This is a genomic window from Sodalis sp. RH21 (genome assembly GCF_047324175.1).
Lineage (GTDB): Bacteria > Pseudomonadota > Gammaproteobacteria > Enterobacterales > Enterobacteriaceae > Acerihabitans.
The window spans coordinates 4,736,595-4,761,616 of the sequence record NZ_CP178732.1 but is presented as its reverse complement, the minus strand read 5'-3'; the positions used below and the strand labels follow the sequence as shown (position 1 = coordinate 4,761,616).

Below are 25,022 nucleotides of genomic sequence, written 5' to 3'. Positions count from 1 at the left end.
TATGGTCAAGGTGGACAAATGGCAAAACGTGGGCGCGGCGCTATATCTGGGGCTGGGTCTGATCGCCGTGAGCGGTTTTGCGCGCGCGGATTCAATCGACGCGCAGCGCCAACGCTACCAGCAGGTGAAATTGGCCTGGGACAGCAACCAAATGGATGTGGTGGCGCAGCTGATGCCGACCCTGACCGATTACCCTCTTTATCCTTATCTGCAATACCGGGCATTATCGCAAGATCTCTCCCAGGCGGGTATGGAGCAGATCAGGGCCTTTATCGACGCCAATCCCACGCTGCCGCCGGCGCGCTCCCTGGCATCACGCTATGTCAATGAACTGGCCCAGCGCCAGGACTGGCAAAGCCTGCTGGTTTTCAGCCCGCAGCCGCCGAAACCGGTGTCCGCGCGCTGTAATTTTTATTATGCCAAATGGGCCACGGGGCAACAGCAGGCGGCCTGGGACGGCGCCAAGGAAATCTGGCTCAATGGGCACTCGCTGCCCGAAAGTTGCAATAAACTGTTCGGCGTCTGGGCCGAAGCCGGGCAGCGCGGACCGCTGGCCATTCTCGAACGGATGCGCCTGGCGATGAAGGAGGGCAATACCTCTCTGGTTAACACGTTGTCCAAGCAGCTGCCCATCGAATATCAGACCATGGGCAGCGCGCTGGCGGCTTTGCAGGATAATCCGGCCACCCTTGAGGGCTTTGCCCGCAGCGTGGGCCCGACCGATTTGACCCGCCAGGCGACCATTATTTCTTTTGCGCGGCTGGCGCGCGATGACGTTGAAAACGCCCGCGCCATGCTGCCGACCCTGGTGCGTTTGCAAAAAATGAACGACAGCGAACGGCTGGATCTGGAAGAGAGCGTGGCCTGGCGTTTAATGGGCACCGATGCCACCGCCGAACAAGCGGCATGGCGCGATAACGTGATTTTGCGCGGCCATTCCACCTCGTTGCTGGAGCGACGCATCCGCATGTCGCTGGGGCAGGGGGACAAGCAGGGGGTGATCGCCTGGCTGGACCGCCTGCCGGAGGACGCCAGCCAGAAGGAAGAGTGGCGCTATTGGCGTGCGGCGCTGCTAATCGATCGGGGCCGCAAGAGCGAAGGCGAGGCGATCCTGCGCACTCTTATGCAGGACCGGGGATTTTATCCGATGGTAGCGGCGCAAAAGCTGAACGTCAATTATGTGATTAACGTGGCGCGCGCCGTGGAGCCGACGCCGGATCTTATCAAGCGGCCGGAGATAGCCCGGGTGCGGGAGTTGATGTATTGGAATATGGATAATCTGGCCCGCAGCGAATGGAGCGCGCTGATCGCCAGTCTCGGCCGGCCGCAGCAAGAGGGCCTGGCGCGTTACGCTTTTGAGCAGCAGTGGCCGGATATGAGCGTACAGGCGACCATTAGCGGCAAGTTATGGGATCATCTGGAAGAGCGTTTCCCCCTAGCCTGGCACAATGAATTTCGCCGCGCCACCGAGGATAAAGGGATAAGCCAAAGTTATGCCATGGCGATCGCCCGCCAGGAGAGCGCCTGGAATCCCAAAGCGCAGTCGCCGGTGGGCGCCGCGGGACTGATGCAATTGATGCCGGCCACGGCAAAACATACCGCCGAAATGTTCAATATCAGCAGCTATATGAACACCGGCCAGCTCCTTGACCCGCAAACCAATATCGATTTGGGCACCGCCTATCTGGAATATGTTTACCAGATGTTTGGCCGCAACCGGATTTTATCCAGCGTAGCCTATAACGCCGGACCGGGGCGCGTTACCACTTGGCTTGGCAATAGCGCGGGGCGCATCGACGCGGTGGCTTTTATTGAAAGCATCCCGTTTTCGGAAACGCGCGGCTACGTGAAGAATGTGCTGGCCTATGACGTATTTTACCGCTATTTCCTGCGCCAGCCGGCGAAAGTGCTGACCGATGCCGAGTGGCAACGGAGCTACTGAAATAGCGGAAAATAGGATAGACTGCTGTACTAGTCAATAGGTATGGCGATCTATCATGAATGACGATATCACCCCGGACACCGGCGGGTCAGAACGGTCCGAGCAAGAGTGGCGGCACTTTGCCGCGCTATTGGGGCAAGCCTTTACCGACGGGCTGCACGTGCCCTTATTGCAATTAATGCTCACCGCCGATGAGCGGGAAGCGATAGGCACCCGCATCCGCATCATCCGGGCCTTGCTGGGCGGCGAGGTGAGCCAGCGCGAGCTGAAAAACACGCTCGGCACGGGCATTGCGACCATTACCCGTGGGTCCAACAGCCTCAAGGCCGCCCCGCCGGAACTCAAGGCCTGGCTGGAACGGAATTTATCCCGGTTGCCGGATTAATTGGCGTGGCCGCGGGCGGTCTGGTAGATGGCGTTGTTAAAGGGCACCAGGGCCAATAACAATGCCTGGTGATAGACGCTGCTGCGGGTGAGCCTGCCGGCGGTGAACACCCCTATGGCCCCGCCCCGGCGTTTAATATCCATTATTCCGGTTAATCGAGCCATTTCCTGCCCTAATTCCCTACCTTCAATGATTCCCTGTAATATACTTTCTGGTAATATTAAACTGGCAGAGCGTGATTCGCCGCGCAAATGAGTATTTTCGATAACCATCCAGGCAAAGGTCATATTATCTTCGATTCCCGCCTCCACGCCGACCCAGAAATCCGCCTCGGGACAAACCTGACGCGCGGCCATAACCCGGTTGCGCGCGCCGCTGCGGGTTTCGACATTACCCATCGGTTGCGACGGCACGCCGCTGTCGACGTCTATTCCTTCGACACGGCAGCTGTCGTGCCCGTAGGTATCGTTAAACGCCAGGGTAATAGCATCGATTTTAGCCGGGTTGGTGGTAGCAGCAACGACATAATACATATTGTTTTTATCACTCCAGTCATTTTCACGCAGTATAACGGAAAAAAACCATGTTACAGGTCTATCTTGTTCGCCATGGCGAAACAGAATGGAATGCCTTGCGCCGTATTCAAGGGCAGTCCGACAGTGCGTTAACCGCCAAGGGGCAACGCCAGGCACAGCAAGTCGCTGAACGCGTCAAATCAATGGGAATCACCCATATTATCAGCAGCGACCTAGGCCGTACACGCCATACCGCCGATATTATCGCCCGGGCTTGCCGCTGCGAGGTCATCGCCGACCCGCGGCTGCGCGAACTTGATATGGGGATATTGGAAATGCGCGATATCGACACCTTGACCGAGGAAGAAGAGGGCTGGCGCAAGCAACTGGTGGACGGCACCGCGGGCGGGCGCATTCCAGACGGCGAATCGATGACCGAACTGTCCGAGCGGATGCTGGCGGCCCTGAACGACTGCCGGGAATTACCGGTCGGCAGCGTCCCCCTGCTGGTCAGCCACGGCATGGCCTTGGGTTGTTTGATTAGTACCGTCCTGGGCCTGCCGCCCTACGCCGAGCGCCGTTTGCGGTTGCGCAACTGCTCGTTGTCGCGAATGGATTTTCAGCAAAGCCCATGGCTGGCGCCGGGCTGGGTAGTGGAAACCGCGGGCGATATCTCGCATCTGGATATGCCCGCTCTGGATGAAATCCAGCGTTAACGCCGAACCGGTATCAGATACTCGCAGCGAATACTATGGGGCTCCGGCGCGTCGGGCGCCTTTTCCTGCGGATAAAAACGCTCGATATCGTGTCCCTGGCGGCGGGTCAGTTTTAGCGTAGGCAGGCAGGTACCGTACAGCGACAAAATAAAGTTTTGCAACCCGTCGGACGGTCCGTCATAGATAAACTGCGCGTAATCTCCCCCCGCCAGTTCGATAGGCTGGCCGTTGTGTACGTTCTCGGGTACGTCCTGGGGTTCGATGGCGGTCGTATAAAGAATTTCCTGCTCGTCATCCTTTTCCTGGCTGGGCCGGGAATCGTTCAAACCGTAAAGCACCGGCGGAATGGTTTTCGCTTCGCCCAGGTAGTGCCGCCAGAACTGGATGCGCAACTCGCTGCGAAACGTGCTGATTTGCTCCAGGGTGCAAGAGTAGCTTTGGGTCATGCCCACCAGGCGGAGCGCCGGCAGCTTGATAAATTCCGGCTGCGGCATACTCCATTTCTCCAACCGGATCGGCGGGCGTATGCCGGTGGAATCCCACTCTTCCGACCGGCGATATAATGCCGGGGTCTGGATAAACTGTTTTTTAAACGCGCGGGTAAAAGTTTGCTGCGAGTCGAAACGATATTGCAGGGCGATATCCAGGATCGGCCTGCTGGTAAGACGTAATGCAACGGCCGCTTTGGATAACCTGCGGGCCCTGATATACGCACCGATGGCATGACCTGTTACCTCTTTGAACATCCGCTGCAAGTGCCATTTAGAGTAGCCTGCCTTTGCAGCGACATTATCCAGGGATAACGGCTGGTCCAGATGTCCTTCTAACCAGCTTAACAGATCACGAATTATACCGGCTTGATCCATAGATCATCCTCAAAAAGCGGTTGGGCACAATGAAGTAAAAGTTGAGGCATGATAGCAATATTTTTGCTGTTAGACCGTCAAAGATTTATTAGCTTATTAATACCTGCCATGATAGCAGTATTTCATCATTGGTAGTGACCCCCGATCGCGAACCGCCGGGGCCATCGCCAACCGAATATTCCTATAGTTGAAAAAGAAGCCCATGTTAATGAAAAAAATAGTGTTTTCCGCGCTGGCGCTGTGCCTGCTGGCCTCCGGCGCCGCCCGGTCCGAAGAGGTCGGTTCGGTGGATACGGTGTTCAAACTCTTTGGTCCCGATCATAAAATCGTCGTGGAAGCGTTTGACGATCCGGATGTGCAAAATGTCACCTGTTACCTGAGCCGGGCAAAGACCGGAGGCATCAAGGGCGGACTTGGCCTGGCCGAAGATACGTCGGATGCGGCAATTTCGTGTCAACAGGTAGGGCCGATTACGCTAACGGATAAAATCAAGAACGGCAAACAAACCGGGAGCGTGGTGTTTCAAAAGCGGACATCGCTGGTATTCAAACGGCTGCAGGTGGTGCGTTTTTATGATGAAAAGCGCAACGCGCTGATCTATCTGTCTTATTCGGATCGGGTCGTTGAGGGGTCGCCGAAAAATGCGCTGAGCGCGGTACCGATTATTCCCTGGACCACGCAGCGTCAATGATGGAGAGCAGCCGTTGGGACCGCCGGGCGGCAATCAATACCGCCGCCTTGGGCCCAATGGCAAACGCTCGCCTGGGTGAGTCTGGCCTGGCGCCTGCTTTACTCTTCCAGGTCGCCGCAGAAACGATAACCTTCGCCATGAATGGTGGCGATGATTTCCGGCGTATCGGGAGTGGATTCAAAATGTTTGCGGATCCGGCGGATAGTGACGTCGACGGTGCGGTCGTGCGCCTTGAGCTCGCGCCCGGTCATTTTTTTCAGCAGTTCCGCCCGCGACTGTATTTTGCCGGGATTTTCGCAGAAATGCAGCATGGCGCGAAACTCGCTGCGCGGCAATTTGTAATGATCGCCGGTGGGGCTGAGCAATGAACGGCTGTTGATATCCAGCTCCCAGCCGTTGAATTTATAGCTTTCCACCAGTTTGCGTTCTTCACTGCCGCCGCCGAGGTTCATGGTGCGGGACAGCAAGTTGCGTGCGCGGATGGTTAATTCGCGCGGATTAAAAGGCTTGGTAATATAGTCGTCGGCGCCGATTTCCAGACCGAGTATTTTGTCCACTTCGTTATCGCGGCCAGTCAAAAACATCAGCGCAACGCTTGCGTGTTCACGTAATTCGCGGGCCAGCAGTAACCCGTTTTTACCCGGCAGGTTGATATCCATTATGACCAGGTTGATGTCGTTTTCCGATAAAATCTGATGCATTTCTGCGCCGTCGGTGGCTTCATGAACCATATAACCCTCGGCTTCGAAAATGCTTTTGAGGGTGTTGCGGGTAACTGACTCGTCTTCAACGATAAGAATGTGCGGGGTCTGCATGTTTGCTACCTAAAATTACCAACAAAATTGAAAGAGGAAGTACAAAAGCCGCGGTTATCTGCAACATTGCCTGGGAACGGATGTGAAATCCCCAATGCTATGAGGCTAAAGTACATAAACGTGCTCCAGGCGATTCACTACGGATAACCATGGCACCGCTAACCTGATTCTGGGGCGCTTTTTCTTAAGCTCAAATGCCATATAGCTTACCCTTATTAACAACACTATAACAGCGCGAAACGAATTTGCCACTCAAGAAAATTTCATTTTGCTGACATATATCAAATTAACTGCCATGGCGAGGGTGATTAATGGAAAAACCCTTATATACCAGCGCATTTGACAGCATTTGATCCCTATCTATGAACGATTCAGCTTATGGCGCGCGCCGTAAAACACCCGGCCAATTGATGTTAATATATCTGGTGCCCTTAGTCGCGTTAACCGAGAACCGCCATGCAGCTACATATTATTCTTGTCTCACCGGCGCGGCCGGAAAATGTCGGCGCCGCGGCCCGCGCCATGAAAACCATGGGGTTCGCCTCGCTGCGCATTGTCGATAGCCAGGCGCATCTGGACCCCGCCGCCGCCAGGGTAGCCCATGGCGCCACGGAAATCCTCAGCGGCGCCGCGCATTTTACCACGTTAGCCGCGGCGTTAGCGGATGTGGATTTTACGGTGGCGACCACCGCCCGCCACCGGGCCCGGTTCCACTATTACTGCTCGGCGGAGCAGCTGTTGCCGCAGTTGCGGGAGAAACAGCGCTGGATTAAGCAAGGGGCGCTGGTATTTGGCCGGGAGGATAGCGGTCTGACCAATGAAGAAATGGCCCTGGCCGATATCCTTACCGGCGTGCCGATGCAGGGGACTTACCCTTCGTTGAACCTGGGGCAGGCGGTGATGGTTTACTGTTACCAGTTGGCGGCGCTCAATCAGCTATCGGCGCCGGCGCATCCGCCCGCATCCGCCGGCCAGCTGGATGCGCTGCGCCAGCGCTTTGATCGGTTATTGGCGCAAATCAACGTCAGCGACGACCAAAAATTAACCGATTGGCTGCACCAGCGGCTGGGTCTGGCCACGCAGCGGGACACCGCCATGCTGCATACCCTGGTGCAGGATATCGAAAAAGCGCTGACAGCAAATAATAGCGGTAAATTTTAGCCTATCGGCGTGAAATGCTGGCAAAATGAGTTTTTCACCCGTACTTATCGGGTATTAATCACTTTTTCCCAGTGAAAATAGGGCGCTCCGACCGGTATGAAAAACAGCCAAAAACAAAATATCATTGACTTTTGGCCATAATTGCTTTAACCAGTAAGTCATTAAAAAATAATATAGATTATTTACTACATGCGTTTCATCAGCCTGACCACCATTATTATTACCTTCACCGATACCACAAGTAGCGGTGCGGGCTGACGCATACAGGATAAACAAAAAAAAGCCCGCACCTAAACAGTGCGGGCTTTTTTTTAAGCTTAAAACCAGGAGATGAAAAAAATGCGAGTACTGAAATTCGGTGGTACCTCGGTTGCCAATGCAGAACGCTTTATGCGCGTCGCCGATATCATTGAAAGTAATACGGGGCAGGGACAGGTAGCCACGGTGCTTTCCGCACCCGCAAAAATCACCAATCATTTGGTTGCCATGATTGAGAAAACCCTCGGTGGGCAGGATATCCAGCCCACCATGAACGATGCGGAGCGTATTTTCTCGGAGTTGCTGCAAGGACTGGCGCAGGCGCAGCCCGGATTCGATTACGCGGGGTTGCGCAAGCTGGTGGATCAGGAATTCGCCCAGCTCAAGCAATTACTGCACGGTATCACCCTGTTGAAACAATGCCCCGACAGCATCAACGCCGCGATTATTTGCCGGGGCGAGAAACTCTCCATCGCCATCATGGAAGCGGTATTCGTGGCCCGCGGTTTTGCCGTCACGGTAATCAATCCGGTGGAAAAACTGCTGGCGCAGGGCCATTACCTGGAATCCACCGTGGATATCGTCGAGTCCACCCGCCGGATCAATGATGCCGCCATCGCGCCGGACCATATCATATTGATGGCGGGATTCACCGCCGGCAATGACAAGGGCGAGCTGGTGGTGCTGGGACGCAACGGCTCGGATTATTCCGCGGCGGTGCTGGCCGCATGCCTGCGCGCCGACTGCTGCGAGATCTGGACCGACGTGGACGGCGTCTATACCTGCGATCCCCGGCAAGTGCCCGACGCGCGGCTGCTGAAATCCATGTCCTACCAGGAGGCGATGGAGCTGTCTTATTTCGGCGCCAAAGTCCTGCATCCGCGCACCATCGCCCCGATTGCCCAATTTCAGATCCCCTGCCTGATAAAAAATACCGAAAATCCGCAGGCTCCCGGCACGCTGATCGGCCAAAGCGAACCCGACGGAGCTAATCCGGTCAAGGGCATCACCCATTTAAATAATATGGCGATGATCAATGTCTCCGGCCCCGGCATGAAGGGCATGATCGGTATGGCGGCCCGCGTGTTCGCCGCCATGTCGCGCGCCGGCAGTTCGGTAGTGTTGATTACCCAGTCCTCGTCGGAGTACAGCATCAGTTTTTGCGTGCCGCAGCATGAGCTGAACGGCGCCCGCAAAGCCCTGGAAGATGAATTCTACCTGGAATTGAAAGACGGCTTGCTCGAACCGCTGGATATTATCACCACATTGGCGATCATCTCGGTGGTCGGCGACGGCATGCGCACCCAGCGCGGTCTGTCGGCCAAGCTGTTCGCGGCGCTGGCCCGGGCCAATATCAATATTATCGCCATCGCCCAGGGATCGTCCGAACGGTCGATCTCGGTGGTGGTGGATAACGACGCCACCACCACCGGGGTTCGCGTCGCGCACCAGATGCTGTTTAATACCGATCAAGTGATCGAGGTGTTTATTATCGGCGCCGGCGGGGTCGGCGGGGCGTTGCTGGAGCAAATCCGCCGCCAGCATCATTGGCTGAAAGATAAACATATTGATTTACGGGTGTGCGGCATTGCCAATTCCCGCGCGTTATTGACCAATGTACACGGCATTTCGCTGGAAACCTGGCAGCAGGAACTGGCGCAGGCCAAGGAAGGGTTTAATCTCGGCCGCCTGATCAGGCTGGTGAAAGAGTATCACCTGCTTAACCCGGTGATCGTGGATTGCACCAGCAGTTCGGCCATTGCCGACCAGTATGCGGATTTCCTGGGCGATGGCTTCCACGTGGTGACGCCCAACAAAAAGGCCAATACCGCGTCGATGCATTACTATCAGCAAATGCGCAGCGCCGCTGCCGGTTCGCGCCGCAAGTTCCTGTATGACACCAACGTCGGCGCCGGATTGCCGGTCATCGAAAATTTGCAGAATCTGTTAAACGCCGGCGATGAACTGCTGCGCTTTTCCGGTATTCTTTCCGGGTCGCTGTCGTTTATTTTCGGCAAGCTGGACGAAGGCATGTCGCTGTCGGCGGCCACGCTGGCGGCGAAGGGGCTGGGTTATACGGAACCCGATCCCCGCGATGACTTGTCAGGCATGGACGTTGCGCGTAAGTTGTTGATTCTGGCGCGTGAAGCTGGATATCAGCTGGAGTTGGACGATATCGCGGTCGAGCCGGTATTGCCCGCGGGTTTTGATGCCGCGGGGGATGTGGCATCGTTCCTGGCGCGCTTGCCGTCCATTGACGATACGTTTGCGGCCAAGGTGGCGGCGGCCCGCGACGCGGGCCAGGTGCTGCGTTATGTCGCCGGCATCGAGGCCGGTAAATGCCAGGTGAGAATCGCGGCGGTGGACGGCAACGATCCGCTTTATAAAGTAAAAGACGGCGAGAATGCGCTGGCCTTTTACACGCGGTATTATCAGCCGCTGCCGCTGGTGTTGCGCGGCTACGGCGCGGGTAATGATGTGACTGCCGCGGGCGTATTCGCGGATCTTCTGCGTACGCTGTCATGGAAGTTGGGAGTCTAAAATGGTTAAGGTCTATGCGCCTGCGTCGATAGGTAATGTTAGCGTCGGTTTCGATGTCCTGGGCGCGGCGGTTTCGCCGGTTGATGGAACACTATTGGGGGATTGCGTCACGGTAACGGCCGCGGCGCAATTCAGTCTGGACATAAACGGCCGTTTCGCCGGCAAGCTGCCGACGGACCCCGCGCAAAATATTGTTTACCAGTGCTGGGAGCGTTTTTGCCAGGCGGTGGATAAAACCATCCCGGTGGCCATGCGGCTGGAGAAAAATATGCCTATCGGTTCCGGCCTCGGTTCCAGCGCCTGTTCGGTGGTGGCCGCGCTGGTGGCCATGAATGCCCATTGCGATTATCCATTGGATGAAAACCAGATGCTCAGGCTGATGGGCGAGATGGAAGGGCGTATTTCGGGCAGTGTCCACTACGATAACGTGGCGCCTTGCTTTCTTGGCGGCATCCAGCTGATGCTGGAAGAAAATAGTATTATCAGCCAGCAGGTGCCCGGCTTTAGCGAGTGGCTGTGGGTCATGGCCTATCCGGGAATCAAAGTCTCCACCGCCGAGGCGCGGGCCATTTTGCCCGCCCAGTACCGCCGGCAGGATTGTATCAGCCATGGGCGTTTCCTGGCGGGCTTTATCCATGCCAGCCATACCCAGCAGCCGGCGCTGGCGGCAAAACTGATGAAAGATGTGATTGCCGAGCCGTACCGCACCAAGCTGTTGCCGGGGTTTATCGAGGCCCGCCGGGCCGCGGCCGATATCGGCGCCCTGGCCTGCGGCATTTCCGGTTCCGGCCCAACGCTGTTTGCGGTGTGCGATCGGGAAGATACCGCGCAGCGCCTGGCCGCCTGGCTAACGCAGCACTACCTGCAAAACGATGAAGGTTTTGTTCATATCTGTCGCCTGGATACTACCGGCGCGCGAGTGATGGGATAACGTATGAAATTGTATAATATTAAGGATCATAACGAGCAGGTCAGTTTCGCCCAGGCGATTAAGCAGGGACTGGGCCGCCAGCAGGGGCTGTTTTTCCCCCTGGAGCTGCCCGAGTTCGCCTCTACGGAAATCGACGCCTTGCTGGATCTCGATCTGGTGACCCGCAGCGCGCGTATTCTGTCGGCTTACATCGGTGATGAGCTGCCGCTGGAGACTATCTACCGGCGGGTAAAAGCCGCTTTTGAGTTTCCGGCTCCCGTCGCCGCCGTGAGTGAGGATATTTCGGTGCTGGAACTGTTTCACGGCCCGACCCTGGCGTTTAAGGATTTCGGCGGCCGGTTCATGGCGCAAATGCTGACCGAAGTGGCCAAAGGCCAGCCGGTGACCATCCTGACCGCGACCTCCGGCGATACCGGCGCCGCGGTGGCCCACGCTTTTTACGGTCTGGAAAACGTGCGGGTGGTGATCCTTTATCCGCGCGGAAAAATCAGTCCCCTGCAGGAAAAACTGTTCTGCACCCTGGGCGGCAATATCCATACCGTGGCCATCGAGGGGGACTTCGATGCGTGCCAGTCCCTGGTCAAACACGCCTTTGATGATGAAGATCTGAAACGCGGCCTGGGGCTGAACTCCGCCAACTCGATCAATATCAGCCGCCTGCTGGCGCAAATTTGCTATTACTTCGAAGCGGTGGCCCAGTTGTCGCAGGAGCAACGCAATCAGCTGGTGGTGTCGGTACCCAGCGGCAATTTCGGCGATTTGACCGCCGGGCTGCTGGCCAAGTCCCTGGGCTTGCCGATTAAGCGTTTTATCGCCGCCACCAATGCCAACGATACCGTGCCGCGGTTCCTGTCCGGCGGGAAATGGCTGCCCAACCCCACCGTGGCCACCCTGTCCAACGCCATGGATGTCAGCCAGCCCAATAACTGGCCGCGGGTGGAAGAGCTGTTCCGGCGCAAGAACTGGCGGCTGGACACCCTGGCCTATGGCTGCGTGGATGACAATACCACCCGCGAAACCATGCGTGAACTGGCCGGACTGGGTTACATTTCCGAGCCGCACGCCGCGATCGCGTATCGCCTGTTGCGCGATCAGCTGCAGCCCGGCGAGTTCGGCCTGTTCCTGGGCACCGCCCACCCGGCCAAGTTCAAGGAAACCGTGGACGAGGTGTTGGGACAATCCTTGCCGCTGCCGAAGGCGCTGGCCCTCAGGGCTTCCCTGCCGCTGCTGTCGAGCACATTGCCCGCCGATTTCCCGCAGTTGCGCAAGCTGTTGATGGATTTACCGCAATAATCGCACGCCCGGCGAAGCGGTTTCGCCGGGTCAGCTCACTTCTCCGGGCGGGTAAATACCCACTGCGCGTCATTGGAACGCTGCGCATCGTAGGCGTAGCCGCCGTCATTGAATTCCCGTAACTGCTCGGGCCGCTCCAGGCGCTGGGTGATAATAAAGCGGCTCATCATGCCGCGCGCTTTTTTGGCGTTAAAGCTGATAATTTTAAATTGGCCGTTTTTTTCATCCAGAAACACCGGCTTAATCACCCGGCCCGTCAATTTATCCACCTTGATCGCTTTGAAATACTCTTCCGAGGCCAGATTGATCAGCACGTCGTCCCCCTGAGCGGCCAGCGCCTCATTGAGTTTTTGGGTCAGCGTCTCGCCCCAGAAATGATATAAATCGCCGCCCGCCGGGTTCGCCAGCCTGATCCCCATTTCCAGGCGATAGGGCTGCATCAGATCCAGCGGCCGCAGTATGCCGTACAGGCCAGACAGCATGCGCAGATGGCGTTGCGCAAAATCGAAATCAGCCTCGCTGAAGGACTGCGCCGCCAGACCGGTATAAACGTCGCCTTTAAAGGCCAATATGGCCTGCCGGGCGTTGTCCGGGGTGAAATCCGCCCGCCATGACTGAAAGCGCGCCGCGTTCAAATCCGCCAGCTTATCGCTTATTCCCATCAGGCCTGATAGCTGCGCCGGGGTCAGTTTACGACAGATCTTCATCAGTTTTTCCGACCGGGCCAGCAGCTCCGGCTGGGTATAACGGCGGGTCGCCAGCGGGCTTTTATAATCCAGCGTTTTGGCTGGGGATATAGCGATAAGCATAAATAGCGGTTCCTGTCTGGTTATGGATGCGGGGCGTTGCGCGTTGCGGGACGATCCCATTGTCCGGGCGGCAATTGTGCCGCAATGGCGGGAAAATTGGCGGCATAAAATGTCGGCAGCTTACCGACGGTGCGCTGGCTATTGTAATCGTGGGATAGCATCAGCGCGATACGCGACAGCAGCAGCAAGGCAATCAAATTGGTGAGGGTCATCAGCCCCATCGCGAAATTGGCCAGACGCCACAATACCGGCACCTCGGTCAGGCAGCCAAACATGACCATGCCCAGCACCAGGAGCCGGAAAACCAGCGTTCGCCGTCCGGGGCGGCCGTTGAAAAAGCGCAGGCTGTTTTCCGCATAAGCGTAATTGCCGATGATTGACGTGAAGGCGAAAATAAACAGCGCGATCACCATAAACGGCGTGCCCCACGCGCCGACCGCCGACGTCAGGGCCTGCTGGATCATGGCGATCCCCTGGGTATTATCGGCGGCTCCCTGTTCCAACACGCCCGAGGCCAGAATAATGGCCGCGGTGGCGCTGCATATGACGATGGTATCAATAAATACCGCCAGCATCTGGATATATCCCTGCGACGCAGGATGGGGCGGCCATGGAGTAGCCGCCGCGGCGATATTGGGCGCCGATCCCATCCCGGCCTCGTTGGAGAACAGCCCGCGCTGCACCCCCTGGAATATTGCCTGCGAAACGCCGTAACCCAGCGCTCCCGACGCGGCCTGCCGCAGCCCGAACGCACTGTCCATGACCAGCGAGGCCACCGCCCCCAGGCGATCGATATGCGACAGCACCACCCATACCGCCAGCAGCACATAAAACAGCGCCATCAGCGGCACCAGCCATTGCGACAGCCGGGCGATAAAACGGATGCCGCCGAAAATGACCAGGCCGCTCAGCGCCACCAGGCCGAGGCCCGTCTGATATGGCTCAATACCGTAGGCTCCTTGCAGCGACTGGGCGATGGCGTTGGCCTGAACCGCATTAAACACGCCGCCGTAGCCGATCAGCAGGAAACAGGAGAACAGGATGCCCATCCAGCGCAGCCCCAGGCCATTTTCCATATACCAGGCGGGGCCGCCGCAATACCGGCCATCGGCGTCGCGCACCTTATATAACTGCGCCAGGGTGCTTTCGGCAAAGGCGGTGGCCATGCCGATAAAGGCGGCCAGCCACATCCAGAATATGGCCCCTGGCCCGCCCACCACCAATGCCAGGGCGACCCCGGACATATTGCCGCAGCCGATGCGCGCCGCCAGCGAGGTGCATAACGCCTGGAAAGGGGAGATGCCGGCGCTGTTGCCCCGGCCAGAGCCTTTTAAAATGGAAAACATATGGCGAAAATGGCGAATTTGAATAAAACCGGAACGGCAGGTGAACCAAACACCGGTGCCTATCAGCAGGTAAATCAATACCGAGTTCCATAACAAATCGTCGATAAATACAAATAGTTCAGCCATTTCTTTCCCTAATTCCCTGTTGGCCGTCGCTAATTACAGCGGCATGGCGTTTTCCCGACATATTATCCTGTAATGGCGGTATGATATGCTGTTCGATCCGGCGGGCAAATCCGCTGGCGGCCCGCTTGCACCCGACCATGTGCGTGGTATTATCGAAAAAGGCAGTGCAACGCCATAGGATATGCACACCCTTCACAACGAGATATTCCATCATGACAGATAAACTAAGTGCCCTACGCAAGATGACCTCCGTTGTCGCCGATACCGGTGATATCACCGCCATTAAACTGTATCAGCCACAGGATGCAACCACCAACCCCTCATTGATCCTGAATGCGGCGCAGATTCCCGAATATCGCCAATATATCGACCAGGCTGTTAGCTGGGCGCGCGACCAAAGCCGCGACGCCCATGAGCAGGTGAAATACGCCACCGACAAGCTGGCGGTGAACATCGGCCTGGAGATCCTCAAATTAGTGCCCGGCCGCGTTTCCACCGAAGTGGACGCCCGCCTTTCCTATGACACCGAAGCCAGCGTGTCCAAAGCCAAAAGCCTGATTAAACTCTATAACGATGCGGGTATCGGCAACGATCGCATCCTGATCAAACTGGCTTCCACCTGGCAAGGCATCCGTGCCGCCGAACAATTAGAAAAAGCCGGCATCAATTGCAACCTGACCCTGTTATTCTCGTTCGCCCAGGCCCGCGCCTGCGCCGAAGCGGGCGCCTATCTGATTTCCCCTTTCGTCGGGCGCATCCTCGACTGGCATAAGGCCAACGGCGACCAAAAAGAATTCGCGCCCCAGCAAGATCCGGGCGTGATTTCCGTGACGGAAATTTACCGGTACTATAAAGAGCACGGTTACGAAACCGTGGTCATGGGCGCCAGTTTCCGCAATACCGGCGAGATCGTCGAGCTTGCCGGCTGCGATCGCCTGACCATCGCGCCGCCGCTGCTGAAGGAATTGGCCGCAACCGAAGGTACCCTTGAGCGTAAACTTTCCTATACAGGTAGCATCAAGGCCCGTCCGGAAAAGATGACCGAGGCCGAATTCCTGTGGCAGCATAACCACGATCCGATGGCGGTGGATAAACTGGCGGAAGGCATTCGCAAGTTCGCCGCCGATCAGGAAAAACTGGAAGCGATGATTAAAGAGCTGCTCTAAGCGGGCATCTTTATCGCGCAGCCGGTAGCTGGCATGCGGCGCACCCGCCCGGGCCGGCCGCCGGCAAACTTGAGCGGCCCGTTAACCGGGCCGTTTTTTGTTGGACGTCCGGGCTTTTCCCGATGAAGGTGAATTCGGTGAAAATGCCGCCCACATACCGCCTACCCGGAGATGCAACATGAATATTTGCCGTATTGGTCTGGTATCCATTTCAGATCGCGCCGCTAACGGCGTGTATCAGGATCGGGGCATCCCTGCGCTGGAGGATTGGCTGGCTCATGCGCTGATAACCCCGTTCGCGCTTGAAACCCGCCTGGTGCCCGATGAACAGCCGCTGATTGAACAGACCCTGCGGGATCTGGTGGATGAAACGGGCTGCCACCTGGTATTGACCACCGGCGGCACCGGCCCCGCTCGCCGGGATGTCACCCCGGACGCGACCCTGGCCGTAGGGGATCGGGAAATGCCCGGTTTTGGCGAGCAGATGCGCCAGATCAGCCTGCACTTTGTCCCTACCGCCATACTTTCACGCCAGACGGCGGTGATCCGCAAACAGGCGCTGATACTTAACCTGCCGGGCCAGCCCCGGGCGATTAAAGAAACCCTGGAAGGGGTGAGAGACGCGCAGGGCAACGCGGTGGTTACCGGCATTTTTGCCAGCATCCCATATTGCGTCCAACTGCTGGAAGGGCCTTATATGGACACCAATCCCGCCATTATCGTGGCTTTCCGGCCCAAAAACGCCAGCCGCCCGGTGGAAAACGGCGCCGCGTAGGCCGCGGCGATAACGCCGCGCGCGACGGCGCGCGGCCGTCGGGACGTTGTGAAAATTTGTTTCCACCCAGTACGTTTATCTTTACAATGTATGATATATTTTTTTCTTATCCCCCCTGGCTCAACGCAAATGAATATGCATGTCGATCACCAACGTCGCTTAAACCGACAGGATTATAAAACGCTGTCGCTGGCGGCCCTGGGCGGCGCGCTGGAATTTTACGATTTTATTATCTTCGTTTTTTTCGCCGCGACGATCGGCAAACTGTTTTTCCCGCCGGATTTACCCGATTGGCTGCGTCAAATGCAAACCTTCGGTATTTTTGCCGCCGGCTATCTGGCGCGGCCGTTGGGCGGGATTATCATGGCGCATTTCGGCGACAAGGTCGGCCGTAAAAAAATGTTCAGCCTGTCTATCTTTCTGATGGCGCTGCCCACCTTGCTGATGGGCATGTTGCCGATTTATGACACCCTGGGCATCGCCGCGCCGTTATTATTACTGCTGTTGCGGATTTTACAGGGAGCGGCCATCGGCGGCGAAGTGCCGGGAGCCTGGGTATTCGTGGCCGAACATGTGCCCCAGCGGCGTATCGGTTTCGCCTGCGGTACCTTAACCGCCGGCCTGACCATCGGTATTCTGCTGGGGTCGTTTATCGCCACCTTGCTCAATACCTTTATGACCCCCCAGGGCATAGACCAGGGAGGATGGCGGATACCGTTCTTTCTTGGCGGCCTGTTTGGCTTGGTGGCCATGTACCTGCGGCGCTGGCTACGGGAAACGCCGGTATTTATCGAGATGCAAAGCCGCCAGGCGCTGGCGCAAGAGCTGCCGCTGAAATCGGTGGTCACCAACCATAAAACCGCGGTGGCGATTTCCATGCTGCTGACCTGGCTGCTGTCCGCCGGGATTGTGGTGGTGATCCTGATGGCGCCATTGTGGCTGCAACAGCAGCTGGGCGTATCCCCCTCGCTGGCCCTGCGGGCCAACTGCGTGGCCATCATCGCGCTTGCCGTCGGCTGCATCATCACCGGCGCCGTCATCGACCGCTATGGCGCGGGCAAAACCTTTATTATCGGTTGTACGCTGCTCGGCATCTTCAGTTGGCTGTTTTACCATACCGGCGCCCATCATCCGGCGCAGTTGTTTATGACTTATGCCCTGGCCGGTTTGAGCGTCGGCGTGGTGGGCGGGGTTCCCTACGTTATGGTGCATGCGTTTCCCGCCGCGGTGCGTTTTAGCGGGATTTCATTTTCCTATAACGTCGCTTATGCCATTTTCGGCGGACTGACGCCGATTGCCGTTACCATGCTGATGCGGGTCACGCCCATGGCGCCGTCCTGGTATGTGATGGGGCTCGCCGCCATGGGCGTGGTGCTCGGTATTTGCCTGCCTTGCGGGCTGCGGCGTAAATTACCGCAGGCCGATCGGATCAATTCAGCCGCCTGACCGGTTTTTTCATCGCCCGGGCGAATTTTTTTCGCGCGGGCGATTTTCTGCCATCCGATGGAATGTTAGCGCGATCTTTTATTAAATTCATTTAAATTCAATGAAATAAATTGAATTGTGATGCTTTTTCTCTTTCGCCGACGCGGGCGAGCATGAAAATCCCGCTTTTTTTTTCCTCCCTCCCCTTGATGCGCGGCGCCGCGGCCCCATCTTATTTGCAACCAACGTTGTTTAACCTGCAAATAAAACGGTGCCGATAGCTTGAAAAAAGAGTTATCCGGCCACATATCAGGTCTACGACCACAATGAATTTATGACTTTTTAGTGGAGATGTTTAGATGGGTAAAATTATTGGTATCGACTTGGGTACGACCAACTCTTGTATCGCAATTATTGAAGGCTCCAAACCTCGGGTGCTGGAAAACAGCGAAGGCGATCGTACTACCCCTTCCATTATTGCTTACACGCAGGACGGTGAAATTCTGGTTGGCCAGCCAGCTAAACGTCAGTCCGTTACTAATCCGCAGAACACGTTGTTCGCGATCAAGCGTTTGATCGGACGTCGTTTTCAGGATGAAGAAGTTCAGCGTGACACCAACATCATGCCGTACAAAATTATCGCTTCCGATAACGGCGATGCCTGGCTGGATGTAAAAGGCCAGAAAATGGCGCCCCCGCAGGTTTCTGCCGAAATTTTGAAAAAAATGAAAAAAACGGCGGAAGACTACCTGGGCGAACCGGTCACCGAAGCGGTTATCACCGTACCGGCCTACTTTAACGATGCCCAGCGCCAGGCCACCAAAGACGCCGGCCGTATCGCAGGCCTGGAAGTCAAACGTATCATTAACGAACCGACCGCCGCGGCGCTGGCCTATGGCCTGGATAAAGAAACCGGCAACCGCACCATCGCGGTTTACGACCTTGGCGGCGGCACCTTCGATATTTCCATCATCGAAATCGACGATGTGGATGGCGAAAAAACCTTCGAAGTGCTGGCCACCAATGGCGACACTCATTTGGGCGGCGAAGATTTCGATAGCCGTCTGATCAACTACCTGGTTGATGAATTCAAGAAAGACCAGGGCATCGACCTGCGCAACGACCCGCTGGCCATGCAGCGTCTGAAAGAGTCCGCTGAAAAAGCCAAGATCGAGCTGTCTTCAGCCCAGCAGACCGATGTGAATCTGCCGTACATCACGGCGGACGCCACCGGCCCGAAACATATGAATATCAGAGTGACCCGCGCCAAACTGGAATCGCTGGTTGAAGACCTGGTGAAACGCACCATGGACCCGCTGAAAATGGCGCTGAAAGACGCCGGACTGTCGGTAGGGGAAATCAAGGACGTGATCCTGGTCGGCGGGCAAACCCGTATGCCGCTGGTGCAAAAGACCGTAACCGACTTTTTCGGTAAAGAACCGCGCAAAGACGTTAACCCCGATGAAGCCGTGGCTATCGGCGCCGCCGTACAGGGCGGGGTATTGGCCGGCGATGTGAAGGACGTGCTGCTGCTGGACGTCAGCCCGCTGTCCCTGGGTATCGAAACCATGGGCGGGGTGATGACCACGCTGATTAGCAAGAATACCACCGTCCCCACCAAGCATAGCCAGGTGTTTTCCACCGCGGAAGACAACCAGTCCGCAGTGACCATCCATGTGCTGCAGGGCGAACGTAAACGCGCCGCGGATAATAAATCTCTCGGCCAGTTCAACCTGGACGGTATTTCCCCGGCCATGCGCGGCACGCCGCAAATCGAAGTGACCTTCGATATCGACGCCGATGGCATCCTGCATGTTTCCGCTAAAGATAAGAACAGCGGACGCGAGCAGAAAATCACCATCAAGGCCTCGTCCGGCTTGACCGAAGATGAAATCCAGAAAATGGTGCGGGAAGCCGAAGCCAACGCGGAAGCGGATCGCAAGTTTGAAGAGCTGGTGCAGACCCGCAACCAGGCCGATCATCAGGTGCACAGCACCCGTAAACAGCTGGAAGAAGCCGGCGACAAGCTGCCCGCCGACGATAAAAAGGCGATTGAAACCGCGCTGAGCGCCCTGGAAACCGCCCTGAAGGGCGAAGACAAGGCCGATATCGAAGCGAAGATGCAGGCGCTGATCCAAGTATCCGGCAAATTGCTTGAAGTGGCCCAGCAGCAGGCGGCCCAGGCCGGCGCTGCCGAAGCGGGCGCTGAAGCCGCCGCCGAAGGCAAGAAAGATGACGACGTGGTCGACGCCGAATTTGAAGAAGTTAAAGATAAAAAATAATCGCCCTGATAGGGCACAGCGGCGATAAATAATATCGTGGTTGGCAACAGGCACGGGCGTCGGGGAAACCTTACGCCCGTGTAAGCATGTTGAGGGCAGGAAGAGACAATGGCGAAAACAGACTATTACGAGATTTTAGGCCTTTCCCGGGATGCGGAAGAGCGTGAAATCAAAAAGGCCTATAAACGCCTGGCGATGAAATTCCACCCGGATCGTAACCCAGGGAATGCCGAAGCCGAAGCAAAATTCAAAGAAGCAAAAGAAGCCTATGAGATTCTGACCGACCCGCAAAAACGCGCCGCGTATGACCAGTATGGCCACGCCGCTTTCGAACAGGGCGGCATGGGCGGGGGTTATGGCGGCGGCGCCGCCGGCGGGGCGGATTTCACCGATATTTTCGGCGATGTATTCGGCGATATCTTTGGCGGCGGCCGACGCCAGCGCGCCAGCCGCGGTTCGGATTTGCGCTACAACATGGAGCTTACCCTTGAGGAAGCGGTGCGCGGCGTAACCAAGGAGATCCGCATTCCGGCCCTGGAAGAGTGCGACGTCTGCCACGGCAGCGGCGCTAAACCGGGCACGTCGCCCATTACCTGTCCCACCTGCCACGGCTCCGGCCAGGTGCAGATGCGCCAGGGCTTTTTTGCGGTGCAGCAAGCCTGTCCCACCTGCCAGGGACACGGTAAAATCATCAAAGAACCCTGTCATAAATGTCATGGACACGGTCGGGTAGAGAAATCCAAAACCCTGTCGGTGAAGATTCCCGCCGGCGTGGATACCGGCGATCGCATCCGCCTGTCGGGCGAAGGCGAAGCGGGGGAGCAAGGTGCGCCGGCCGGCGATCTTTACGTTCAGGTTCAGGTGCGCCAGCATCCCATTTTTGAACGCGAAGAGAACAACCTGTTTTGCGAAGTGCCGATTAATTTCGCCATGGCGGCCCTGGGCGGTGAAATCGAAGTCCCTACCCTGGACGGCCGGGTCAAACTGAAGGTGCCCGCCGAAACGCAAACCGGCAAGCTATTCCGTATGCGCGGCAAAGGCGTTAAATCCGTGCGCGGCGGCAGTCAGGGCGACCTGCTGTGCCGGGTGGTGGTGGAAACCCCGGTCAAGCTTAACGAAAAGCAAAAACAGCTGCTGCGCGAACTGGAAGAAAGTTTTGGCGGACCGAGCGGCGAACAAAATAGCCCGCGGTCAAAAAGTTTTCTGGACGGCGTGAAGAAATTTTTTGACGATCTGACGCGCTGATTACCGCGTTTCGATCGGTATTACGAATCCCCGGCCGGCTGGCCGGGGATTTTTTTGCTTAAAATTTCGCTCCGCCAATCAGTAGTGAGAATGAGATCACGGTTTTACGTTCTGGAAGCGGGCTAACATTTGGGTAATCGATTACCTCAATAAGTGCGTATGAAAAAACAAATAGCAATTCGCGATGTGGCATTAGCAGCGGGAGTCTCCACCGCCACGGTGTCGCGCTATCTGAATGGCAAATTCCAATCCATGGGCGAAAATACGCGGCTGCGCATTGAAAAAGTCATTAAGTCGATGGATTATAAGCCCAATGATGTGGCGCGCAGTCTGCGCAGCACTAAAAGCAATACCATCGCGGTTATCTTGTCCGATATCCTCAACCCCTATTCCATTGCCATTTTACAAGGCATCGAAGAAGCTTGCGCCGAGTTTGGCTATACCATTTTTGTGTGTAATTCCAAAGAGTCCCCGTTAAAAGAAAGTGAATTCGTCGAGATGATGATGGCCAAGCGGGTGGACGGCTTTGTGATTAATACCACCGGCGGCAACGATGAACTCATTGTTAATCTCGCTGCCGAAATCCCGGTGGTGCTGGTCGGGCGGAAAATCAGCAAGAACGGCAAAACGGTAAATTCGGTCTCCATTGATAACTTTCAAGGCGTTGCGCTAGCGGTCGACCATCTATTGGAAAAAAGATGTAATTCTTTGATATTGCTGAGCCCGCCCACCAATCGCATCAGCCCCAGGATAGAACGCGTCGGGGCGTTTCTCGCGCTGACCAGTCAAGCCAATCTGGATAATATTAAAAGCGACGTCCATATTATCGAAAAAATACAAATAGATCGGGTAGCCGAGGTTCTTAGCGATATTTTTGAGAAGAAAAATAGCGCCGATAGCTTGGGGATTATTGCGACCAACGGCATCTTGTCGCTGGCGGTGCTCAAGGCCGTAAAACAGTTAAATCGCACTATTCCCGCTGATTTCCTTTTTATCGGCTTCGACGACACCGAATGGTCATCCGTGACGAACCCCAGCCTGACGGTAATTTCACAGCCTACCTATCAAATAGGCGCTTTTGCGGCCAAAAAGCTGATAACCAGTCTTTTGCAAAATAATGAAAATATCGACCTGGAGTCACTGGAATTACCCGTTCAGCTCATTGCCAGAGATTCGACGATCAATTAATTTTTTTAAAAAATAAGGTAATCGATTACCTTAATTAGGAGCCACTTATGCGTATACAAGAAATCAAGACCCATGTCGTGGTACAAAAATTGGAGACTCAGTTCGGTATGTCCCAGTGGTTATGGAACAGCCGGGCGGGTTGCTTGGTGGAAATCATAACCGACGGGGGCATTATCGGCTGGGGGGAATGTTTTGGTCCTGCCCGGGCTAATGCTGCTCTGATTAACGAATTGTTCGCGCCATTATTAACCGGCCAAGATCCGATGCAACGCGCGCGCATATGGGAAAATTTATACAATCGTACCCGCGAGTTTGGCCGCAAAGGGATCGCCATTTCAGCTCTGTCGGGTATCGATATCGCGTTATGGGACATTTTCGGCAAGGCGTTGGGACAGCCCATTGCCAAATTATTAGGCGGAGCCGCCGATGAGCCCATCAAGGCCTATGCCTCCTCCTTTTATTACTCGGACGACGCGCGGTATTCTTTGGAACAAGACGCCGAAGTCTCTATGCAGCAGGGGTTTCAGGCATACAAAATGAAAGTCGGCGGTAAAACGCCGCGTCAGGACGCCGCGCGGGTGGCTGAAGTGCGGCGGCTAATCGGGCCGGATGCCAGCCTGGCGATAGACTCCAACCGCGCCTATACCGTGCGTGAAGCCATTCAATTTGGTCATTCTGTTGAAGAACATAATATAGCGTGGTTTGAAGAGCCGGTGCTACCCGATGATTTTCAGGGATATCAAGAAGTCAGAAGCGCATTAAACATGCGCATCGCCGGCGGTGAATCGGAATTTACCCGCTTTGGATTCAGACCATTGCTTGAGCAGCGCTGTGTGGATATCGTGCAACCCGATGTCGCCGCCTGCGGCGGGTTGAGCGAAGCGTTAAATGTAGCCATGCTGGCAAGCGCCCACGGCGTCGACTGTTACCCCCATTTGTGGGGATCGGCTATTTCCTTGGCCGCCACGCTGCATCTGATTTCCGCTATCCCGCTGGCGGTCCCCTCTTGTGTTAAAGAACGACCCTTGCTTGAACTGGACCGGGCACCCAATGTTTTCCGGGAGCAATTATCCGATTTAGTCATCGGGCCGTTTATTCCGGTACCCAATCAGCCTGGTCTTGGAATAGAAATTGATCGGGATCTGATCCGGCATTATGAACAAAATTAAGGCTGATATTAATACCCTGCGCGCAGCAAACTCCAACGTAGAATGGAAAATAATATGGATAATTCAAAATGGTATCGTATAGGCGTTACTTTAATGATCGGGGTTTTTATCGCCTATCTCGATCGTTCAAACCTTTCCATCGCTTTGCCCGGTATGGAAGCGGATCTTGGCTTTTCCGGCGCGACCACCAAGTCCCTGGCATTAACGGGCTTTCTAATCGGTTATGCGCTATCTAATTTTTTTGGCGGTTTTTTCACATACAAACTTAATCCTAAGACCACGATTGTCAGCATGGTATTTATCTGGTCTCTGGCCACGGTGGCCACGGCGTGGGTGACCTCGCCAACCCTGCTGATCGTGTTTCGTATCATTCTCGGCATTACCGAAGGTATTTATTGGCCGCAGCAATTTCGTTTTGCCCGTGCCTGGTTCACTAAAGATGAAATTACCCGGGGCACCAACTTAATCCAATTTTATGGTCAATTTCTCGCGCTTGGCCTGGGCTTTCTCATCCTGACGCCGATTTATGACGTTTTAGGCTGGAAGTGGTTATTCTATATAACCGGCGGGCTGGGCATATTTCTCGTGGTGCCGTTATTTTTAGTTTTTCTTAAATCCGCGCCGGATGGCCAGGAAGGGGCATCAGTCAAAGAACAGCAGCCGACCGGGAAAATTACCTTCCAGTCTCTGGGTGGCTATCCTTTCCTATTGTTGATTTTCAGCTATTTTGCCAACGGCATGCTGTTCTGGGGCATCACGCTGTTTATTCCCATGCTGGTGCATTCGCTGGGCTTTACCGGCATGTGGCAGGGTTTTGCCAGTTCGTTACCCTATTTATTGGCGGTAGTGTTTGCTATTCCGATGTCTATCCTGAGCGATCGCACGCAAAAGAGAGGGTTGATAGCGGCATCGGGACTACTGGTTGCCGGCATATTGCTCACCGTATTGCCGATTATTGCCGATCCCGTGGTGAAAATGGCATTGATTACTTTTGCCATCGCCTATTTCACCAGCAGTTATACCACCAACATCTGGTCGATTATCACCACCAGCGTGAAGCCTGAAGCGGTAGGTCCGGCGGCGGGGGTCATTAACGGTATCGGGGCGGGCTGCGGCGGCACGACAGCAGGTTTCGTGGTGGCGATCTTATTGAAAAATACCGGTTCCTATCTGCCGGGATTTTTTATTATCGGCGCGGTAGCCATCCTGGGCGGACTGGCGGTATTACTGTATAGCCGCATCCATAAACAGAATTACCAGCTATAGCCTGCCCGTATCAAGAGCTCAACAAGCTCCGCCGCCCCAGGGGCGGCGTTGGCCTATCCGGCCGGAAATCCTCCATATCTTTCAACCATTCGGCGACCAATGGTGCCGGAT

Annotated in this window: 22 protein-coding genes and 1 other annotated feature; of the genes, 17 read left to right on the top strand and 5 right to left on the bottom strand. The window is 55.9% G+C overall.

The features are described 5' to 3' along the window. The first annotated feature begins 1 nt into the window (after nt 1). Both sltY and trpR read left to right on the top strand, forming a co-directional pair. Entirely contained in the window at nt 2-1,942 is a 1,941-nt protein-coding gene (sltY, locus tag ACL2XP_RS21970; protein ID WP_413735350.1) for a murein transglycosylase, read from the top strand. 55 nt (nt 1,943-1,997) lie between these two features. Next, nucleotides 1,998-2,327, top strand: coding sequence for a trp operon repressor (trpR, locus tag ACL2XP_RS21965; protein WP_413735349.1), 330 nt, complete (start codon nt 1,998-2,000; stop codon nt 2,325-2,327). On the opposite strand, the gene yjjX is transcribed toward trpR, so the two are convergent. Beyond that, a complete protein-coding gene (gene yjjX / locus ACL2XP_RS21960; RefSeq protein ID WP_413735348.1) occupies nt 2,324-2,860 on the bottom strand; it encodes an inosine/xanthosine triphosphatase in 537 nt (178 codons plus the stop codon). The genes trpR and yjjX overlap by 4 nt on opposite strands. Before the next feature lie 50 nt (nt 2,861-2,910). Between yjjX and gpmB the strand changes: the two genes are divergently transcribed. Further along, nucleotides 2,911-3,558, top strand: coding sequence for a 2,3-diphosphoglycerate-dependent phosphoglycerate mutase GpmB (gene gpmB / locus ACL2XP_RS21955; protein ID WP_413735347.1), 648 nt, complete (start codon nt 2,911-2,913; stop codon nt 3,556-3,558). On the opposite strand, the gene robA is transcribed toward gpmB, so the two are convergent. Next, on the bottom strand, nt 3,555-4,424 hold the full coding sequence (robA, locus tag ACL2XP_RS21950; protein WP_413735345.1) for an MDR efflux pump AcrAB transcriptional activator RobA: 870 nt from the start codon (nt 4,422-4,424) through the stop codon (nt 3,555-3,557). The two genes, gpmB and robA, sit on opposite strands and share 4 nt — an antisense overlap. A gap of 208 nt (nt 4,425-4,632) precedes the next feature. Between robA and creA the strand changes: the two genes are divergently transcribed. Continuing rightward, complete coding sequence (gene creA, locus ACL2XP_RS21945) at nt 4,633-5,115, top strand: protein CreA (protein ID WP_413735343.1); 483 nt, start codon at nt 4,633-4,635, stop codon at nt 5,113-5,115. Between the two features lie 98 nt (nt 5,116-5,213). Here creA and arcA read toward each other — a convergent pair whose 3' ends face one another. Then, the gene (gene arcA / locus ACL2XP_RS21940; protein WP_413735341.1) at nt 5,214-5,930 is read right to left on the bottom strand and encodes a two-component system response regulator ArcA; all 717 of its coding nucleotides are present in this window, start codon (nt 5,928-5,930) and stop codon (nt 5,214-5,216) included. A gap of 456 nt (nt 5,931-6,386) precedes the next feature. Between arcA and ACL2XP_RS21935 the strand changes: the two genes are divergently transcribed. The 5 genes from ACL2XP_RS21935 to thrC all read left to right on the top strand — a co-directional run bounded on the left by ACL2XP_RS21935 (nt 6,387) and on the right by thrC (nt 12,114). Next, a complete protein-coding gene (locus tag ACL2XP_RS21935; protein WP_413735340.1) occupies nt 6,387-7,091 on the top strand; it encodes a tRNA/rRNA methyltransferase in 705 nt (234 codons plus the stop codon). A 189-nt stretch (nt 7,092-7,280) separates the two neighbouring features. After that, nucleotides 7,281-7,349, top strand: a complete 69-nt coding sequence (gene thrL, locus ACL2XP_RS21930; protein WP_413739254.1) for a thr operon leader peptide — start codon at nt 7,281-7,283, stop codon at nt 7,347-7,349. After that, nucleotides 7,288-7,405, top strand: a sequence feature (Thr leader region). Its footprint overlaps the gene before it by 62 nt. Nucleotides 7,406-7,430: 25 nt before the next feature. Next, nucleotides 7,431-9,890, top strand: coding sequence for a bifunctional aspartate kinase/homoserine dehydrogenase I (gene thrA / locus ACL2XP_RS21925; protein WP_413735338.1), 2,460 nt, complete (start codon nt 7,431-7,433; stop codon nt 9,888-9,890). Between the two features lies 1 nt (nt 9,891). Beyond that, the gene (gene thrB, locus ACL2XP_RS21920) at nt 9,892-10,821 is read left to right on the top strand and encodes a homoserine kinase (protein ID WP_413735337.1); all 930 of its coding nucleotides are present in this window, start codon (nt 9,892-9,894) and stop codon (nt 10,819-10,821) included. Nucleotides 10,822-10,824: 3 nt separating this feature from the next. After that, nucleotides 10,825-12,114: a threonine synthase gene (gene thrC / locus ACL2XP_RS21915; protein ID WP_413735336.1), complete on the top strand. Its 1,290-nt coding sequence runs from the start codon at nt 10,825-10,827 to the stop codon at nt 12,112-12,114. A 35-nt stretch (nt 12,115-12,149) separates the two neighbouring features. Here the strand turns inward: thrC and yaaA are convergent, their stop codons facing one another. Together yaaA and ACL2XP_RS21905 are read right to left on the bottom strand one after the other, a co-directional pair. Further along, a complete protein-coding gene (gene yaaA, locus ACL2XP_RS21910) occupies nt 12,150-12,923 on the bottom strand; it encodes a peroxide stress protein YaaA (protein ID WP_413735335.1) in 774 nt (257 codons plus the stop codon). A gap of 20 nt (nt 12,924-12,943) precedes the next feature. Beyond that, a complete protein-coding gene (locus ACL2XP_RS21905) occupies nt 12,944-14,395 on the bottom strand; it encodes an alanine/glycine:cation symporter family protein (RefSeq protein ID WP_413735333.1) in 1,452 nt (483 codons plus the stop codon). Nucleotides 14,396-14,607: 212 nt separating this feature from the next. On the opposite strand from ACL2XP_RS21905, the gene tal reads away from it, so the two are divergent. The 8 genes from tal to ACL2XP_RS21865 all read left to right on the top strand — a co-directional run bounded on the left by tal (nt 14,608) and on the right by ACL2XP_RS21865 (nt 24,911). Further along, nucleotides 14,608-15,561, top strand: a complete 954-nt coding sequence (gene tal, locus ACL2XP_RS21900) for a transaldolase (RefSeq protein WP_413735331.1) — start codon at nt 14,608-14,610, stop codon at nt 15,559-15,561. A gap of 178 nt (nt 15,562-15,739) precedes the next feature. After that, nucleotides 15,740-16,336, top strand: a complete 597-nt coding sequence (gene mog / locus ACL2XP_RS21895; protein ID WP_413735329.1) for a molybdopterin adenylyltransferase — start codon at nt 15,740-15,742, stop codon at nt 16,334-16,336. A 135-nt stretch (nt 16,337-16,471) separates the two neighbouring features. After that, on the top strand, nt 16,472-17,782 hold the full coding sequence (locus ACL2XP_RS21890; RefSeq protein WP_413739253.1) for an MFS transporter: 1,311 nt from the start codon (nt 16,472-16,474) through the stop codon (nt 17,780-17,782). Between the two features lie 338 nt (nt 17,783-18,120). Further along, nucleotides 18,121-20,043 carry a molecular chaperone DnaK gene (gene dnaK / locus ACL2XP_RS21885; RefSeq protein ID WP_413735327.1) on the top strand — a complete coding sequence of 641 codons (1,923 nt, stop codon included), beginning with the start codon at nt 18,121-18,123 and terminating at the stop codon, nt 20,041-20,043. 108 nt (nt 20,044-20,151) lie between these two features. Next, complete coding sequence (dnaJ, locus tag ACL2XP_RS21880; RefSeq protein ID WP_413735325.1) at nt 20,152-21,288, top strand: molecular chaperone DnaJ; 1,137 nt, start codon at nt 20,152-20,154, stop codon at nt 21,286-21,288. A 159-nt stretch (nt 21,289-21,447) separates the two neighbouring features. Continuing rightward, a complete protein-coding gene (locus tag ACL2XP_RS21875) occupies nt 21,448-22,476 on the top strand; it encodes a LacI family DNA-binding transcriptional regulator (protein ID WP_413735323.1) in 1,029 nt (342 codons plus the stop codon). Between the two features lie 47 nt (nt 22,477-22,523). Continuing rightward, nucleotides 22,524-23,645: a mandelate racemase/muconate lactonizing enzyme family protein gene (locus ACL2XP_RS21870; RefSeq protein WP_413735322.1), complete on the top strand. Its 1,122-nt coding sequence runs from the start codon at nt 22,524-22,526 to the stop codon at nt 23,643-23,645. A gap of 54 nt (nt 23,646-23,699) precedes the next feature. Continuing rightward, entirely contained in the window at nt 23,700-24,911 is a 1,212-nt protein-coding gene (locus tag ACL2XP_RS21865) for an MFS transporter (protein ID WP_413735320.1), read from the top strand. The last annotated feature ends 111 nt before the right edge of the window (nt 24,912-25,022 follow it).